The sequence below is a fragment of the Campylobacter sp. RM12642 genome (assembly GCF_020137635.1).
GTDB lineage: Bacteria > Campylobacterota > Campylobacteria > Campylobacterales > Campylobacteraceae > Campylobacter_E.
Genome location: NZ_JACGAT010000001.1, coordinates 85,617 through 101,873 on the forward strand (window position 1 = coordinate 85,617; position 16,257 = coordinate 101,873).

General features: G+C 28.3%; 16 protein-coding genes and 1 pseudogene. 5 read left to right on the forward strand and 12 right to left on the reverse strand.

Features of this window, described 5'->3' with window-relative positions; genetic code table 11:
* The 5 genes and pseudogenes from lysA to aspA form a co-directional block, all read right to left on the reverse strand.
* Nucleotides 1-1,212: a diaminopimelate decarboxylase gene (gene lysA / locus AVBRAN12642_RS00390; RefSeq protein WP_336607810.1), complete on the reverse strand. Its 1,212-nt coding sequence runs from the start codon at nucleotides 1,210-1,212 to the stop codon at nucleotides 1-3.
* A gap of 18 nt (nucleotides 1,213-1,230) precedes the next feature.
* Nucleotides 1,231-2,274: an LptF/LptG family permease gene (locus AVBRAN12642_RS00395; protein ID WP_336607811.1), complete on the reverse strand. Its 1,044-nt coding sequence runs from the start codon at nucleotides 2,272-2,274 to the stop codon at nucleotides 1,231-1,233.
* Nucleotides 2,275-2,715, reverse strand: coding sequence for a hypothetical protein (locus tag AVBRAN12642_RS00400; protein WP_336607812.1), 441 nt, complete (start codon nucleotides 2,713-2,715; stop codon nucleotides 2,275-2,277).
* Nucleotides 2,712-4,760 (reverse strand): annotated as a pseudogene (gene ccsA, locus AVBRAN12642_RS00405) (cytochrome c biogenesis protein CcsA); the annotation flags it as partial. The pseudogene ccsA and the gene AVBRAN12642_RS00400, both read right to left, overlap by 4 nt.
* A 1,086-nt stretch (nucleotides 4,761-5,846) precedes the next feature.
* Complete coding sequence (gene aspA, locus AVBRAN12642_RS00410) at nucleotides 5,847-7,247, reverse strand: aspartate ammonia-lyase (RefSeq protein ID WP_214115804.1); 1,401 nt, start codon at nucleotides 7,245-7,247, stop codon at nucleotides 5,847-5,849.
* 61 nt (nucleotides 7,248-7,308) lie between these two features.
* Between aspA and AVBRAN12642_RS00415 the strand changes: the two genes are divergently transcribed.
* The 5 genes from AVBRAN12642_RS00415 to AVBRAN12642_RS00435 all read left to right on the forward strand — a co-directional run bounded on the left by AVBRAN12642_RS00415 (nucleotide 7,309) and on the right by AVBRAN12642_RS00435 (nucleotide 10,896).
* Complete coding sequence (locus AVBRAN12642_RS00415; protein ID WP_214120322.1) at nucleotides 7,309-8,028, forward strand: TerC family protein; 720 nt, start codon at nucleotides 7,309-7,311, stop codon at nucleotides 8,026-8,028.
* Nucleotides 8,018-8,272, forward strand: coding sequence for a hypothetical protein (locus tag AVBRAN12642_RS00420; RefSeq protein ID WP_214115806.1), 255 nt, complete (start codon nucleotides 8,018-8,020; stop codon nucleotides 8,270-8,272). The genes AVBRAN12642_RS00415 and AVBRAN12642_RS00420 overlap by 11 nt, the downstream gene beginning before the upstream one ends.
* Before the next feature lie 91 nt (nucleotides 8,273-8,363).
* Complete coding sequence (locus tag AVBRAN12642_RS00425) at nucleotides 8,364-9,674, forward strand: phosphoethanolamine transferase (RefSeq protein ID WP_336607813.1); 1,311 nt, start codon at nucleotides 8,364-8,366, stop codon at nucleotides 9,672-9,674.
* A 59-nt stretch (nucleotides 9,675-9,733) separates the two neighbouring features.
* Entirely contained in the window at nucleotides 9,734-10,666 is a 933-nt protein-coding gene (trxB, locus tag AVBRAN12642_RS00430; RefSeq protein WP_239803408.1) for a thioredoxin-disulfide reductase, read from the forward strand.
* Complete coding sequence (locus AVBRAN12642_RS00435; RefSeq protein WP_214150288.1) at nucleotides 10,663-10,896, forward strand: hypothetical protein; 234 nt, start codon at nucleotides 10,663-10,665, stop codon at nucleotides 10,894-10,896. Before trxB ends, AVBRAN12642_RS00435 begins: the two co-directional genes overlap by 4 nt.
* Nucleotides 10,897-10,915: 19 nt before the next feature.
* On the opposite strand, the gene AVBRAN12642_RS00440 is transcribed toward AVBRAN12642_RS00435, so the two are convergent.
* The 7 genes from AVBRAN12642_RS00440 to fabZ form a co-directional block, all read right to left on the reverse strand.
* On the reverse strand, nucleotides 10,916-11,509 hold the full coding sequence (locus AVBRAN12642_RS00440) for a hypothetical protein (protein WP_336606820.1): 594 nt from the start codon (nucleotides 11,507-11,509) through the stop codon (nucleotides 10,916-10,918).
* Nucleotides 11,510-11,513: 4 nt separating this feature from the next.
* Nucleotides 11,514-11,891 carry a TM2 domain-containing protein gene (locus tag AVBRAN12642_RS00445; RefSeq protein WP_336607814.1) on the reverse strand — a complete coding sequence of 126 codons (378 nt, stop codon included), beginning with the start codon at nucleotides 11,889-11,891 and terminating at the stop codon, nucleotides 11,514-11,516.
* 86 nt (nucleotides 11,892-11,977) lie between these two features.
* Nucleotides 11,978-12,748, reverse strand: a complete 771-nt coding sequence (gene mreC, locus AVBRAN12642_RS00450) for a rod shape-determining protein MreC (RefSeq protein WP_336607815.1) — start codon at nucleotides 12,746-12,748, stop codon at nucleotides 11,978-11,980.
* A complete protein-coding gene (locus AVBRAN12642_RS00455; RefSeq protein ID WP_214115826.1) occupies nucleotides 12,741-13,778 on the reverse strand; it encodes a rod shape-determining protein in 1,038 nt (345 codons plus the stop codon). The genes mreC and AVBRAN12642_RS00455 overlap by 8 nt, the downstream gene beginning before the upstream one ends.
* A complete protein-coding gene (gene clpX, locus AVBRAN12642_RS00460; protein ID WP_214115827.1) occupies nucleotides 13,775-14,989 on the reverse strand; it encodes an ATP-dependent Clp protease ATP-binding subunit ClpX in 1,215 nt (404 codons plus the stop codon). The genes AVBRAN12642_RS00455 and clpX overlap by 4 nt, the downstream gene beginning before the upstream one ends.
* The gene (lpxA, locus tag AVBRAN12642_RS00465; protein WP_214150290.1) at nucleotides 14,979-15,770 is read right to left on the reverse strand and encodes an acyl-ACP--UDP-N-acetylglucosamine O-acyltransferase; all 792 of its coding nucleotides are present in this window, start codon (nucleotides 15,768-15,770) and stop codon (nucleotides 14,979-14,981) included. Before lpxA ends, clpX begins: the two co-directional genes overlap by 11 nt.
* Complete coding sequence (gene fabZ, locus AVBRAN12642_RS00470; RefSeq protein ID WP_214115829.1) at nucleotides 15,767-16,210, reverse strand: 3-hydroxyacyl-ACP dehydratase FabZ; 444 nt, start codon at nucleotides 16,208-16,210, stop codon at nucleotides 15,767-15,769. Before fabZ ends, lpxA begins: the two co-directional genes overlap by 4 nt.
* Nucleotides 16,211-16,257: the final 47 nt, after the last annotated feature.

The window sequence follows — 16,257 nt, forward strand, 5'->3', positions numbered from 1 at the left end:
TCACAAACAAGATAATTCATTAGCTATTAATTCATCAAAACTTTGAGCTTTATTTATTAATTTTAACTCATTGTTATATAAAGAATATTCAGCAACCTTTGTTCTTGAATTATAATTTGAGCTCATTACAAATCCGTAAGCTCCTGAACTTTTAATAACTACTAAATCATTTGCCATTAAAGGTGGTAAAACTACATCTTTTGCTAAGAAATCTCCACTTTCACAAACTCCACCAACCAAATCAGCCTTGCTACTTTCATTTAATTTATTTACACTAGGAAAGCTTAAAATCTCGTGGTATGCTTCGTATAAACTTGGGCGAATTAGCTCACACATAGAAGCATCGCATATTACAAATCTTTTGCCTTCGTTAATTTTTTCATATAAAACCTTGCTTACTAAATAACCTGCATTTCCTACAATATAGCGACCTGGCTCACAGCAAATTGTCAAATCCTGTGCTTTTGCAATATTTTTAATCATATGTGCAAACTCATCTAAATTAGGCTCAATTTCATCATTTTTGTATTTAATACCAACTCCGCCACCAATATCAAAAAACTTAATATTTAGCCCTGCGGTATTTAGCTCTTTTATAAATTTTTCTACCAAAATAGCAGCTTGGATAATACTACTTAATTCTAAGATATTTGAACCTATATGAAAATGAACTCCTACTGGATTTAAATAATCTGATTTATGTGCTTTTAAAAACATAGCCCTAGCATTATCTAGGCTAACTCCAAATTTGTTTTCTTTAAGACCTGTTGAAATATAAGGATGGGTTTTTGCATCTATATTAGGATTTACACGAATACTTATATTTACTACTTGGTTTTTACTCTTTGCAATACTTTCTAAAAGCTCTAATTCAGCACTACTTTCTACATTTATATAAAGTATTTTTTGCTCTATTGCAAATTCTAATTCACTTGCACTTTTACCAACCCCACTAAAAATTATTTTATAAGGTTTAGCACCTACTTTTAAAGCTCTTCTAATCTCATTTGCACTAACACAATCAAATCCACTATCTAAATTCGCTAAAAACTTTAATAAAGATAAATTTGAATTAGCCTTAACCGCGTAAAAAATATTATTTTTAGCTCCACTAAATGCTTTTTTAATACTATTAAATCTATTTTCAATCTCGTTAAAATCATACAAATAAAAAGGTGTATTAATACCATTTGCAAGTTTTAAAAAGTCCATTTTTTGCTCCTTTTATAATCACTTATTTTTATTAAACTTCATTAATGAATATACAATAATTATACTTATTGGCAAAAGAATAGCTAGTTCAGGATTTATACTACCATTACTAGCAAATCTTAATAACAAAAATAAAATTCCATAAACTAATAAAGATAAACTTGTATATGTTAAAGCATAGATATTTAAATCATTATATCTTGGCATAATAGGAATATTATAAAAAATTATAAGCATAAAAAATGGAGCATATAATAAAAATATACTTTGCTTATAAATACTAGCTCTTGCTATGTTTTTATTAGCTTCAAAATTATTAAGATAAAAAAATGCGTCTTTTAAAGAGCTATCATCAGTGCCTAAATTATCAAGCAAACTTGGGTTAAAATCTTTTAAAATCATTTCTTTTTCTAAATTTTGATTAATTATAAAGGTATCATCAAAATTATTTCCTAATTTAAATTCCATAACTTTTGCGTCTTCTAAAACCCAATTATTATCAATAAAATTTGCTCTTTTTGCTAAGATGATTTTAGATATTTCATTATTTGTTTTTTTGATAATTTTAATATCATTCATTGTAGATTTATCATAGCTTTTTATATAAATATAATCATCTTGATATTTAAAAAACAAATCTATTTGTTCTTTGCTTAAATATCCGTATTTTAAAATATTGCTTTTATAGTTTTCTGCATAAGCAATATTTGTATAGTTTAAAAAAATTGCGATAAAACTTATTATTAAACTTATAAACATTATAGGCGTAACACTTGCGTTTTTGCTAAGCCCTAAAGAATAAAACGCTATAAATTCATTTTTTTTAATAAGAGATATTTTTGTAAAAATCATAGCAAGTATTAAAGCTATTGGCAATATATAATAAAAAGCTGTAAGCATTGTATATACAATATATAATAAGAATATATTAGTGTTTAAATGCAGCTTTTTATAATTAATTAAAATATCTATAAATAAATAAAATCCTACAAAAGCAATAATGAAAATTAAACAATTTTTAAGATAAAGGCTAGCAAGATACCTAAAATAAAGTTTATTCAATTACTTCATCCTTCTTCTTGCAAGTCCTAAATTCTCATATAAATCTATTTCTCTTTTGTAACTTGGATATTTTTTACCCAATTCGTGATTTAAAAAAGCAATTAATTTTGCTTCAGCACATTTGTTAGCACAAACAACACTAATAAATCCTAATTTTTTTTTAGCATCTTCACTTAAAGTTGTAAGACTTGCTCTATTTTCAAGACTTTGACTTTGTAAAAACGCTAAAACTACTTTATTTAAAGCAGCTGGAGTTTTTGCACTCTTTGCTGCTTTTATCAAATCATCTAAAGCATTTACTTTCTTGACTACTTCTTGCTTTTCTTGTGGAAGAATTTGATTTTCTTTATTTTTTGAGCTCTTAATTATAAAATAAAAAACTAGAGCAATAATTACTAAAAAAGCTACTACGCCGACAATTATAAATACATTATCTCTCATAAAAGTTCTGCTTCCTTTTTATTTTTACTTGCAACAATTGCTAATAATGCCATAACTCCTACGCTAATGTAAGCATAAATAGGCACGCTAGCAGCTTCTCCTGCAGCATATGAGTGCATACCTGTTAAAAAGTAATTCACTCCAAAATAAGTCATAATAATACTCAAATATGCAAACATAGAGCATACTGCAAATGTAAATTGATTATTTATTCCTTTAATCATTCTAATGTGTAAAACTGCAGCATAAACTAAAATAGATACTAAAGCCCAAGTTTCTTTACTATCCCAGCCCCAATATCTTCCCCAAGATTCATTAGCCCAAACACCACCTAAGAAATTACCTAAAGTAAGCAATGATAAGCCTAAAATCATAGCCATTTCGTTAATCATTGTAGCTTCTTTTATATTTGATTTTATTCTTTCATTTAGCTTTTTATTTTTTCCTAACATAATAAATAAAACTAATACAAAAATTCCAAGTAAAGCACATAGACCTAAAAATCCATAACTAGCAGTTATGATACTAACATGAATTGTTAGCCAATAACTTTGTAAAACAGGTGCGAGATTGCCTATTTGTGGGTCAATTGAACTAAGATGAGCTACCATTAAAACAATAGCTGCAAGAATTGATGTAAGTGATAATGAAATAGGACTTTTTTTAGAAAATACAATACCACTTAAGCTTAATGCCCAAGAAATATACAATAAACTTTCATAAGAATTTGACCAAGGTGCATGACCACTTAAATATCCCCTAATAGCAAGTGCAATTGTATGAACTATGAAAACTAAAATATTTAGATAATAAACTATTTTAAAGGCAGTTTTTAGACTTGTTTTACCACTAATCATTCTTGAAAATACTAAAATTAATAGCACTAAACCACCTAATAAATAAACAGGGCTTAATTTTGTAAAAATCCCTACCTTATCAAAAGCGATTTCTAATTTAAATTTTGCTTCATCAATATTAGTTCCTTGACTAGCTTTAATCTCATTTAAAATCTTTGAGCTTAAAGCATAATTATTGTCTTTATTTGCATTTATTAATGATAAAAAATAAGCTTTTAAATCAGGTTTGCTAGTTTCTAAAACATTTAAAGCTTTACCATCTTCAAAACTAGCTCTTACATAACCACCTAAAGAAGCGTAATATAAAAGATTTAAACGCTCATCAACTTTTAATAATTCTTTTTCATAAGTTCCACGCTTGTTTGGATTGGTTCTTAAAGCTTTATCTACTTCATCTTTTAAAGCATATACATTATTTGGAAAAAAATCGTAAAAACTAGCATATTTACCCTTGCCAAGATTTAAAAAATCTCTTATTTCTTGATTGCTTAGATAAATAAATTTTTCTTTAGAAAAGTCTTTAAAATCACTCATAATCCATATTAAAAGCTCTGTTGCATCTTTGCCTTGATAAGTGCTTGTTTTATGAATTTTATTTACTAAATCAAGTGCTAATGAGCCAAATGGAGCTATTCTTCCATTGTCTTTTTGAACTGGTAAAACGCTTAATTCTTTTACATGTTCTTCTAGGCTAACTGGGGCTAGATTTTTATTAGCATTATCTATAGCTTCATTAATGTCATCAGAATGTAAAAGCGGAGTTAAAGCACTAAGTAAAAGCACTAATGAACTCATTTTTGCTAAGCGTTTTGTTAAAATCATAAAGCGTGAATTTTTATAAATCAAGTTTAAAAATAATCCTATACCTAATAATAAGTATCCAATATAAGTTGGTATTTTGCCTGGGTCTTGATTTACACTTAAAATAGTTCCTAGCTCATCTTTATCGTATGAGCTTTGATAAAATCTATAACCCTTATGGTCTAATACATTATTCATATAAATCTTATAATCCTTACTTTCATCATCATTTATTCTAATATAACTTGCATAAGATTTCGGAGAATTTGAAGCCATATAACGCTCTAATTCAAATTTGTTTAAAGTAAAGCTAAATGGTAATTCAAGTAATTTAGCAGTATAAGATATGCTAAAAGTTTGATTTGCTAGAGTGATTTTTTGCCCTTCTCCTTCAAATAAATATGCGTATAAACTATCATTATCATAAGTTACTTTTACTAAATAAGCATTTGGATACTCGCTATCTTTGCTATCTTCGTAGTATTTAACGCCGTTTTTGTAAAATTTATCAAATCCAATTTTGTAATTTTCAAATGAAATTACCATTCCATCATCAAGGCTAAATTCATTATCAGCTAATAATTTTATATTTTTCTTATTTTTAACATCAAATATTTCTAAATCAAAATTCGCTTTAATTTTGTTTTCGTTAAATTCTAAAAGCTTAGCATTCATTGAAATAGTTTTTTTATTTGCTATTACAACTTCTCCTAATACAACAAATCTACCTTCATCAAGGGCTAATGCACTTGAGCCTTGCTCTCCTGAAACATTTAATAACACAAAAGGTTTTCCACCTATTTCTTCTTTATAAGCTGGTTTTGCGTGTAAAATAACTTTTTCTAATTTTAAATTAGCTATTTTGCCATCTAAATCTAAGTTAATATCTACATCATTATGACCTATTACGCTTATATATTTAAACTCATCGCTTGAATAGTATTTATTATCTTTCATAGCAGAAATACTAAAAAATGCTTCTCTTGAGCTTACTATATTTGAAGTTTCATTTTCTCTTATATGAATATATCCTTCAAATCCATAATACCTAGTAAGTGCCGAGCCAAGTAGCATAAATAAAAAACTAAGATGGAATATAAAAAGCGGTAATTTTTCATACATTTTATATCTAAATATTGCAAAAAATAAATTAATTCCTAGCAATACCTGAATAGCAGCAAACCACCAGCTAGCATATATTAAAGCCCAAGCTGTAGGAGTTCCATATTTGCTTTCTATAAAAGTTGCTAAACCACTAGCAAAAGCAAACAACAAAAACAAAATTATGCTTAATTTCATACTTGATATCATCTTATACATTGTTATTCCTTGTGATTGTTAAAGATAAATTTTAACTAAAAAAAATTAGCTAAATTTAAACAAAAGCAATAAATAATAATTTTTATTATTTAGATTAAATTATTATCTATTACTTTTAAAGAAATAGGAATTTAAAATTCCTATTTCAAAATATTATTTAATTTCTCCCATATGTGGCTTTAACATAAACTCAGGGCTTAAAATCTTATCAAGCTTTTCTTTATCCATTAATTTACGCTCTAAAACTAAATCATAAACTCTTGCACCCGTTTGCAATGCAACTTTTGCAATACTTGCACTATTTTCATAACCTATATAAGGATTTAGTGCGGTTACAATTCCTATACTATTCATCACAAAATCTTCGCATATTTGTTTATTTGCTGTGATACCATCTATACATTTATCAGCTAAAGTCTTCATAGAACGCTCAAGCATACAAATACTATTTAATAAACTATATGCTGCAAGTGGTTCAAATACATTTAATTGTAATTGTCCGCCCTCGCAAGCTAAAGTAACACTAACATCAGCACCAATTACATAATAACACACTTGATTTACTACTTCAGGGATAACTGGATTTACCTTACCTGGCATAATTGATGAGCCTGGTTGCATTTTTGGTAAGTTAATTTCATTTAAACCACATTTTGGACCACTAGAAAGCAATCTTAAATCATTGCAAACTTTACTTAATTTTGTTGCAACTCTTTTTAAAACTCCACTAATTTGAACGAAAGCTCCTGTATCTTGTGTAGCTTCTATTAAATCATCTGCTATTACAAAATTTGCACCTGTTATGTATTGAAGGTGTTTTGCAACGATTGGTGGATAATCAGGATGAGAATTAATTCCTGTTCCAATAGCAGTTGCACCCAAGTTAATTTCTAAAATTAAGCTTCTTGCTTCGCTAACTCTTTGTATATCTTCGCCAAGCATTACAGCAAAAGTTTTAAATTCTCTTCCTAAAGTCATCGGAACTGCGTCTTGAAGCTGGGTTCTTCCCATTTTTATAATATCTTTAAACTCAATTGCTTTTCTTTCATAAGCTGCTTTTAAATAATTCATAGCTTTCATTAAATCGCTTAAATAATCATATAAAGCAACTCTTAAAGATGTTGGATAAGCATCATTTGTGCTTTGAGATAAATTCACATGGTCATTTGGATGGCAATACTCATACTCACCTTTTTTATGCCCTAATTTTTCTAAAGCAATATTTGCTATAACTTCATTTGCATTCATATTTGTAGAAGTTCCTGCACCACCTTGTATCATATCTACAACAAATTGGTCTTTATATTTTCCAGCTATTAATTCATCACAAGCAAAACAAATAGCGTTTTTAATCTCTTCATTAATTAAGCCTAATTCATAATTAGCTAAAGCTGCTGCTTTTTTTACTTTCGCAAAAGATATAATTAGTCTTGGAAAGTCCTTTAAACGCTTTCCTGAAATGTCAAAATTTTGCACTGCTCTTAAGGTCTGAACTCCATAATAAATATCATCAGCAATTTCAAGTTCGCCTAAAAAATCGTGTTCTAATCTCATTTAATCTCCTTTAAAAAATTTCGGTTAGGATAGCATTTTTTAATCAATAAAAAGGACAATTATGTTTGAATGGATTTTCACTTCAGAAGGCATATTATCTTTCGTAACTTTAGTATTACTTGAGATAGTTTTAGGAATAGATAATATTATTTTTCTTACTATTTTAGTAAGTAAATTACCAAAACACCTTCAAAATAAAGGCCGTATTTTAGGACTTGGTTTTGCTATGCTAACTCGTATAGCACTTTTATTTAGTATCTTTTGGCTTGTTAAACTTACAAAACCTTTATTTAATATCTTAGGTCAAGATTTTAGCGGTAGAGATATTGTCTTAATTGGTGGGGGAATATTTTTAATAATTAAATCAATTAAAGAACTAATATCAATGCAAAAAAACGAGCATAGTGATAATAGTAATTTTAAGGCTAGCTCAAATTTCTTTGTTGTAATAATTGAAATTGCTTTAATTGATATAATTTTTTCTTTAGATAGTGTAATTACTGCAGTAGGAATTGCTGATGAGCTTAGCATTATGATATTAGCTGTAATAATTGCTATGATGTTTATGATGATTGCTAGTAAATGGATTGGAGATTTAGTAGAAAAATTCCAAGAATTAAAAACTCTAGCTTTAACATTTTTAGTCTTAGTTGGTGGCGTTTTAATAGTTGAAGGTTTAAATATTCATATAAATAAAGCATATATTTATACTGCTTTAGCATTTAGTATAGTAAATACAACCCTAAATATCTTGCAAAAAAAGGCTAAAGATGAAGAATAATTTTACTGAATTTGTTTTAAAGCATTTTGGAATATTTTTATATTTTACACTAAGCAATATTTTTTGCTTAGTATTGTTTTCTAATAAGATTATAAATCAAGGCATTATTCAAGATTTAAAATATATAAAATCTACTTCAGTTACGCTAATTTTTATAATCTTGTTTGTATATTTTCTAATCTATATTCTAAAATCTAAAATCCCTTATGGGGGGGGGTATTTTAAGATTTTTAATAATTTATAATTTCTTTGTAATCTTTATTCAATCTTTTTTAGTAATTAATTTTAATAATTTTTTAAATCCAAGTTTCTTAGAAGCATTTTTAAATACAAATATGGCTGAAAGTATTGAGTTTGTATCAATATATATTAATTTTAAATTCTTTGGAATTTTAATTTTTATGATTGTGGCTTTATTTTTATTAAAAATTAAAATAAATATAAAAATAAATAACAAATTAAACATAGCTTTTATTATTTTAATATTTGCAGTGTGCTTTGGGAATGATTTAAGAAGAGCTATTAAATATGATTTTAGTAGATATATAAATATTCCTTTTATTAAATTTAATAAAGAATTAATTTATACAGATGATATTTTGATTAATTCTAAAATAATGCAAGAGAGTTATTTAAAAATTGCTAATAATCACGAAAAATTAAAAGCTAATGAAAACATAAAAAATATAGTTTTAATAATAGGAGAAAGCTCAAGAAGAAGTGCTTATCAAGACTACGGACAAGAATTAAACACCACACCTAATCTAATAAATATAAAAAATAAAATAATTTATTCTGATGTTATTGCCCCTTATGCTTCTACAAATCCAGTAATGAGTGTATTACTTAATTTTGCTAATTTAGATAATTTAAGTGAAAGAAAATTTTATGAGAATTTAGATATTATTAATTTATTCAAATTAGCAAATTACAAAACCTTTTGGATATCTAATCAAGACTATATTAGCGAATGGGGAAATAATGCTGCTAGTGTTGGTATTATGAGTGATTTTTCTTATTTTACAAATAAATATATGAGCTCTAGCGATACTTTAAGTTATGCAAAATATGATGGGGTTTTATTGCCTATTATTAAAAACCTAAAATTAAGTGATAATAATTTCATAGTAATTCATCTTTTAGGAAATCACGGAAATTATAAAAAACGCTATCCTAAAGAATTTGCAAAATTTAATGAAAGCGATATTAAAACTAATATAAGCGATAAAAAAAGCATAGCAGAATATTATAATTCCATACTTTATACTGATTATATAATTCAAAATATTTATGATATATTTAAAAATGATGATAGTTTGATAATTTATTTAAGTGACCATGCTGAAAGCTTATATGATGATAAAAGTAAATCTGTTTTAGGGCATATTTTAGATAAAATTACTGCTGAAATACCTTTTATAATTCTTTATTCAAATTCTTTTGAAGAAAATCATAAAAAACTATTAAAAGATTTAAATAAAGCTAAAGATTTGCCTTTTATGAGCGATGATTTAATACATTTAATTTGTGATATTGCAGGAATTTATCCTATTGAATATAAAAGTTATTTAAGCCCACTTAGAAGCGATTATAAAAAAGACAAAATTAGATTGTTTGGTAACGAATTAAAGTATAATAAATTTTAAACTTGATTAACTTAATAAAGTTATTATTAAATAATAAAAATTATTAATTAGGAGATAAAATGTTAGATTTAGCTATTATTGGTGGTGGCCCTGCTGGTCTTAGTGCGGGATTATATGCAACTCGTGGTGGGCTTAAAAATGTTGTAATGTATGAAAAATTTATGCCAGGCGGACAAATCACAAGCTCAAGTGAGATGGAGAATTACCCAGGCGTTGCAACCGTAATGGATGGAATTAGCTTTATGGCACCTTGGAGTGAGCAAAGCACTAGATTTGGTCTAAAAATTGAGCAAAAAGAAGTAATTAGAGTTGAAAAAAATGGCGAGAATTTTAAAATAATTTTCTCTGATAATTCAAGCGAAGATGCTAAAGCTGTTATAGTTTGCACAGGAGCAGCTCCTAAAAAAGCTGGTTTTATAGGCGAAAATGAATTTTTTGGTCGTGGAGTAAGCACATGTGCAACTTGCGATGGTGCGTTTTATAGAAAAAAAGAAGTAGCAGTTTTAGGTGGTGGAGATACCGCACTTGAAGAAGCACTTTATCTAGCTAATCTATGCTCTAAAGTATATTTAATCCACAGAAGAGAAGGTTTTCGTGCAGCTCCATCAACCGTTGAAAGAGCTAAGAAAAATGAAAAAATTGAGTTCATTTTAAATGCTAAAGTAGAAGAAGTTGTAGGAGATAATGCTGGAGTTACTGGGGTTAAAATAGTATTTAATGATGGCAGTAAAAAAGATTTAGCAGTTCCAGGGATATTTACTTTCGTAGGACTTGATGTAAGAAATGAAGTATTAAAACAAACTGATGGCTCATTTTTATGCGAAATGGTAGGAGATGCTGTTAAGGTTGATTTAAAAATGAGAACGAGTGTTGAAGGCTTGTTTGCTGCAGGAGATTTAAGAGTAGATGCTCCAAGACAAGTTGTTTGTGCTGCGGCTGATGGTGCTAACGCTGCTTTAGGCGTAATTTCATATTTAGAGAGTAAACATTGATAACTAAAATCAAATTAGCATTAGTTAATGAAGACTTTTACGAATTAGAAAGTTTAGCCAATGAGCTAGAAGATAAAATTAATAGCGGTTGGCTAGATACTCTAAGTAAAGATGAATTAGTAGAATTACAAGCTTTGCATACTCAATTAATTGAAACTTTACTAAAATTAAAGCATAAAGATTTAGAAAGATTAAAAAAGCTTAAAAAATCTTTAAGCTATATAAAATAGGAATTTTAAATTCCTATTCTCACCATCTAGTTACACCACCAATAGCCATTACACTAGCACCTACAATAAAAAGGCTAATTAATTTTATAACTAACAATAAAGCAATAATAAATCCAATAGCTATTAAAATATTTATGGGTTTTCTAGGTTTGCTAATAGGCGTTAGCTCGTATTTAGTGAAAAATTCTTTTAATAAAAAATATCTATAAGTTGCACTTGTTAAAACGCTGATAATCACATAAATTAAAGCATAGCTAATATAAGAAAAATCAAAAGAATTTGATAAGCCCTTTGGTTTAAAATAAAAATAACCAAAAAAAGATAAAACCACAATTGCCCCATAAACAATTCCTGCATAAATCCACATAGAACGCAACGCATAACTAAAATAACTAAACAATAATGTAGGAAGGCATATATCTTTTAGTCTAAAAGAATATCTTGCTGTATTTGATTCGCCATTATTTGTATAGTATTTTGCCGCATTGCTTAATTCATCAACTATTGCAGCATTTGGCAATTCTCCTACAAATTCACTCAACTTTACTCTCAATTCTTCTTCGTTTTTGATTAATTCTTGACCTTTGTTAGAAATTAAAAAATCTGTTTTCATAAAATCATCCTATTATTTGTAATATTTTTGTGTAATTGTCTTTTTGAACTGCTTTATATACAAAATATATATCAACTAATACATAAATATATAAAGCCCATAAAATAAAAACTCCGATAAATATGAGTGTCGAAGCCAAGCCTATTAAAAATAGACCTATTTTTAAAAATCCTAAAAGCATATTTCCTTGATAAAATCTATCAACACCCCAAACTCCGAAGAAAAATCCTAAAACTGCTGCTAAAATTGGGCTTTTTAACGGGATTAGTGGAAGGTTTTTATATTTTTCTTCGCTTAAATTATCAAGTTTATCATTTAGCATAAACTTTTGCTCACTTAAAATTTTATTATCAAGCAACATTAAAATGGAACTCTTATCCATAATTACTCCTTTTTTAAAATGAAGTAATTATTCTACACCCCCCCCCTATTAACAAAGGGTAAATTAATAAAAAATAATTTAAGATTTTAATTTTTAATTTCTTGTGAGTTCTCTTTAGCACTTACCATATAAACATATCTATAAGGACTAAGAGTTTTTGTATCTTCTAAAATAGCTCTTTTATACCCAGCTTCATCTATGATTTTTACTACTTTTCCAACATAAATACCCTCTGGAAAAATCAAATCCTTTCCACTCGTATAAACCAAATCTCCTATATTTAATTCTTTATAATCAGTAACGAAATTAACATAAATTGAATTTTTACTACCCTGTAAAATAGCAGGAGTTTTATTTTCCCCAACAACCACAGAAAAAACACATTTTTCATCATTTAAACTAAGCGCATAAGCTCTATTATTATTTGAATACATAATCCCCACTGCATTATTATCATATATCAAACCATAAGTAATATCAGGCTTTATACCATCATAACTCATCCAAAATTTAGTTAAACTTCCAATTTTTTCATAAGATAATACCCTAGTTAAGGCTAATTCAAATTCATATTTTTTAAGATTATGAGCTTTTGCAAGATTGTTATATTCTATAACCAAATTATCATATAAGAATTTGTATTGTTTTAGCTTTTTATTTTCTGTGCTTAATTCATCTATCTGATTTACTTGATTAAAATATTTAGTAATATTTTGTTTGGTGTAATCATAAGTATTATAAAGCTTATTTAAAACAAAATCATTAACCCCTAAAACAGCATTTTTAACATCTGCTACAAAATAATAAGAAGATGTAAGCAAAACGCATATTAGGAGTAATAATTTAAATTTATTCATCATTTACTATTTGTCTTAGTAAAGAAATCTCTTCAAGTATTTTTCCAGTTCCCCTTGCTACTGCGTGAAGTGGCTCATCAGCAACATAAACAGGTAATTTTACAATATCGCTTAAATATTTATCAATTCCACGGATTAATGCTCCACCACCAGTTAGCACTATACCATTTTCTACAATATCGCCTGCAAGTTCTGGTTTTGTATTTTCTAATACAAACTTAAGTGCATCAGCAATTTCTTTTAAAGGCTCTTTTATAGCTTCACGAATATCTTCACTACTTAGCTCAACCTTACTTAAAAGCCCTTTTACTTGGTCTTTTCCTTTAACAACTATAGTTAATTCTTCAGGCAATTGAATAGCTGAGCCAACTTGGATTTTAATATCTTCGCTAGTTCTTTCACCTATTATTAGATTGTATTTTTCTTTTACATAATTTACAATTGAGCTATCTAGCTTATCTCCTGCTGTTCTAATACTTTTTGCAGTATGAAGACCACCTAGAGTAATAACTCCTATTTCAGTAGTTCCACCACCAATATCAACTACTAATGAGCCTACAGGCTCTTGCACGGGAAGATTTGCACCAATTGCTGCAGCCATTGGCTCTTCAACCAAATACACTTCTCTTGCACCAGCACTCAAAGCACTTTCGCGAACTGCTTTTCTTTCAACTTGAGTTAGACCATAAGGAACTGATATTAATATTCTAGGGCGTAAAAAACTCTTTCTTTTATGTGTTTTTTCAATAAAATATCTAATCATTTTTTCAGTCATATCAAAATCAGCTATAACCCCATCTCTCATAGGGCGAATTGCTTGAATATCACTAGGAGTTTTGCCTAGCATTTCTTTAGCTTCTTTACCAACTGCTAAAATTTTACTCTTTCCATATTTTGTATGTTGAACTGCTACAACACTTGGCTCATCAATTACTACACCCTTATCTTTTACCAATACAAGAGTATTTGCTGTGCCTAAATCAATACCCATATCACTTGAAAATAACCCTATTAAATGGTCTAGTATCATTTATTATCCTTAATTTTTAAAAAAATAGCATCGCCTTCGCCATTAACAAAATCTTTATTTATAACGATTTCATAACCTTCATATTTATCTAAATCAAACATTAAATCAAGTAATAATTGTTCTAATATCCCACGAAGACCTCTTGCTCCTGTTTTTCTATCAAGAGCTTTTTTAGCAATAGCTAAAAGTGCGTCTTTATCAAATTCTAATTTAACACCATCAAATTCAAAAATCTTTTGATACTGCTTGATTATTGAATTTTTTGGCTCAATTAAAATTCTTACCATATCTTCTTCGCTAATTTCATTAAGACTTGCAATTGCGTGCAATCTTCCAACTAATTCAGGAATTAGACCAAATTTAATCAAATCATCAGGCTCAATATGTGAATACAATTCATCTTCACTAAGTTTAACGCTAGTAGTATCAAAACCCATTACATTCTCGCCTTGCTTTTGCTTTAAAATCTCTTCAATTCCATCAAAAGCACCACCACAAATAAATAAAATATTTGAAGTATCAACTTGAATAAATTCTTGATTTGGGTGTTTTCTACCGCCTTGTGGTGGGACATTTACAACGCTACCTTCTATTATCTTAAGCAATGCTTGCTGAACGCCTTCTCCACTTACATCTCTTGTAATTGAGCGGTTTTCTCCCTTTCTTGCGATTTTATCAATTTCATCAATGAAAATTATCCCACATTCTGCACGCTCAACATTATAATCAGCTGCTTGTAAAAGTCTTGTTAAGATATTTTCAACATCTTCTCCTACATATCCAGCTTCAGTTAAACTCGTAGCATCGCAAATTGCTATAGGAATATCAAGTGCTTTTGCCATAGTTTGAGCTAAAAGTGTCTTACCACTTCCTGTAGGTCCTACTAATAAAACATTTGATTTTGCTAATTCTACATCACTCTCATCAGCATTACTCATAAGCCTTTTATAATGATTATGAACGCTTACGCTTAAAACCTTTTTTGCTCTATCCTGACCTATTACATAATTATCCAAATGAGATTTTAAAGCTTTTGAACTTATATCTTTTAAACTATCAGCTACCTCATCTACTGCTAATTCTTTATTTTTAGCATCATACATTTTAAATATAACACCAGCACAAGTAGGACAAATTGTATTATTTTTGCCATTTGAAAGTAGGTCAAACGGATAAGATTTGCCACAAAAACTACAAATATTATTGCTCATTATCATTTCCTTTCACTGGAATTCCACGCTTTGTATTTAAAATAAACGAGCATAATTTAACAACTTCGGCAGAATTTGAACTCTCATATAAAGCTTTTGCTCTATCGCTAATTAGCCCTGTTTTACTTCTAAAAATCTTACTAAATGCTTCACTTAATTCATTTATTTTATCTTTTTCTAAATGTCTTCTAAGCCCTACTAAATTAAGACTTCTAACATAAGCACGATTACCTTCAGCTAGACAAAAATGTGGTAAATCTTGAGATAATGCTGAAGCACCTCCAAGCATACAATAATCGCCTATTTTAACCCATTGATGAACCGGAGTAAGTCCGCCAATCACACTAAATGAGCCAACTTCAACATGCCCTGCTAAGGTTACATTATTTGCTAAAATTATATTATCAGCCAAGGTGCAATCGTGTGCAATATGAACATAAGCCATTATGAAATTATTATTTCCAACTCTTGTGTATCCATCGCCTTTTTGTGTGCCACAATTTATAGTACAAAACTCACGAATAGTTGTGTTATCACCTATTATTAAAGCTGAAAAATCATCGTTTTTATAAGAAATATCTTGTGGAATATCACCTAAAATAGCATAAGAAAAAATCTTGCAATTATTTCCTATTTTTGTATTTCCTAAAATTCTTGCACCACTTTTAATAATGCAATTATCACCAATTTCTACATTACTTCCTATATATGCAAAAGGCTCAATGTTAACATTTTTGCCTATTTTTGCACCATTTTCTATTATTGCTAAATCTGAAATCATTTATCTACTATCATCGCTTTTAAAATTGCTTGAGTGCATAATGTATCATCTACATAAGCCTCGCCACTAAACACCCACATTGCTCCACGATTTTTAACAACGCTCATTTTATATACTAATTTATCGCCTGGTCTTACTGGTGATTTGAATTTTACTTCTTCCATTCCTGTAAAATATACTACCTTGCTTTTAGGATCAACACTATCTTTCATACTCTGAAAAGCTAAAATTCCACCCGTTTGAGCCATTCCTTCTAATATTAAAACTCCTGGATAAATCGGATGACCTGGAAAGTGTCCTGCAAATACTTGATCACTTATACTAACATTTTTATAACCTAATACATAACCTTCATCAAGATTGATTTCTGTGATTTTATCAACTAACAAAAATGGTGGTCTATGTGGTAAAATTTCTTGAATTTGCATTACATCTAACATTATTATTCCTTTACTATGCTTAAAGGGATTTATTTTAATTTCAGCAA

What these genes read in the sequence shown, in the direction of transcription:
- lysA (WP_336607810.1), bottom strand. Translation starts at nt 1,212, where the DNA reads ATGGACTTTTTAAAACTTGCAAATGGTATTAATACACCTTTTTATTTG.
- AVBRAN12642_RS00400 (WP_336607812.1), bottom strand. Translation starts at nt 2,715, where the DNA reads ATGAGAGATAATGTATTTATAATTGTCGGCGTAGTAGCTTTTTTAGTA.
- aspA (WP_214115804.1), bottom strand. Translation starts at nt 7,247, where the DNA reads ATGAGATTAGAACACGATTTTTTAGGCGAACTTGAAATTGCTGATGAT.
- AVBRAN12642_RS00415 (WP_214120322.1), top strand. Translation starts at nt 7,309, where the DNA reads ATGTTTGAATGGATTTTCACTTCAGAAGGCATATTATCTTTCGTAACT.
- AVBRAN12642_RS00420 (WP_214115806.1), top strand. Translation starts at nt 8,018, where the DNA reads ATGAAGAATAATTTTACTGAATTTGTTTTAAAGCATTTTGGAATATTT.
- AVBRAN12642_RS00425 (WP_336607813.1), top strand. Translation starts at nt 8,364, where the DNA reads ATGGCTGAAAGTATTGAGTTTGTATCAATATATATTAATTTTAAATTC.
- trxB (WP_239803408.1), top strand. Translation starts at nt 9,734, where the DNA reads ATGTTAGATTTAGCTATTATTGGTGGTGGCCCTGCTGGTCTTAGTGCG.
- AVBRAN12642_RS00440 (WP_336606820.1), bottom strand. Translation starts at nt 11,509, where the DNA reads ATGAAAACAGATTTTTTAATTTCTAACAAAGGTCAAGAATTAATCAAA.
- AVBRAN12642_RS00445 (WP_336607814.1), bottom strand. Translation starts at nt 11,891, where the DNA reads ATGGATAAGAGTTCCATTTTAATGTTGCTTGATAATAAAATTTTAAGT.
- mreC (WP_336607815.1), bottom strand. Translation starts at nt 12,748, where the DNA reads ATGAATAAATTTAAATTATTACTCCTAATATGCGTTTTGCTTACATCT.
- AVBRAN12642_RS00455 (WP_214115826.1), bottom strand. Translation starts at nt 13,778, where the DNA reads ATGATACTAGACCATTTAATAGGGTTATTTTCAAGTGATATGGGTATT.
- clpX (WP_214115827.1), bottom strand. Translation starts at nt 14,989, where the DNA reads ATGAGCAATAATATTTGTAGTTTTTGTGGCAAATCTTATCCGTTTGAC.
- lpxA (WP_214150290.1), bottom strand. Translation starts at nt 15,770, where the DNA reads ATGATTTCAGATTTAGCAATAATAGAAAATGGTGCAAAAATAGGCAAA.
- fabZ (WP_214115829.1), bottom strand. Translation starts at nt 16,210, where the DNA reads ATGTTAGATGTAATGCAAATTCAAGAAATTTTACCACATAGACCACCA.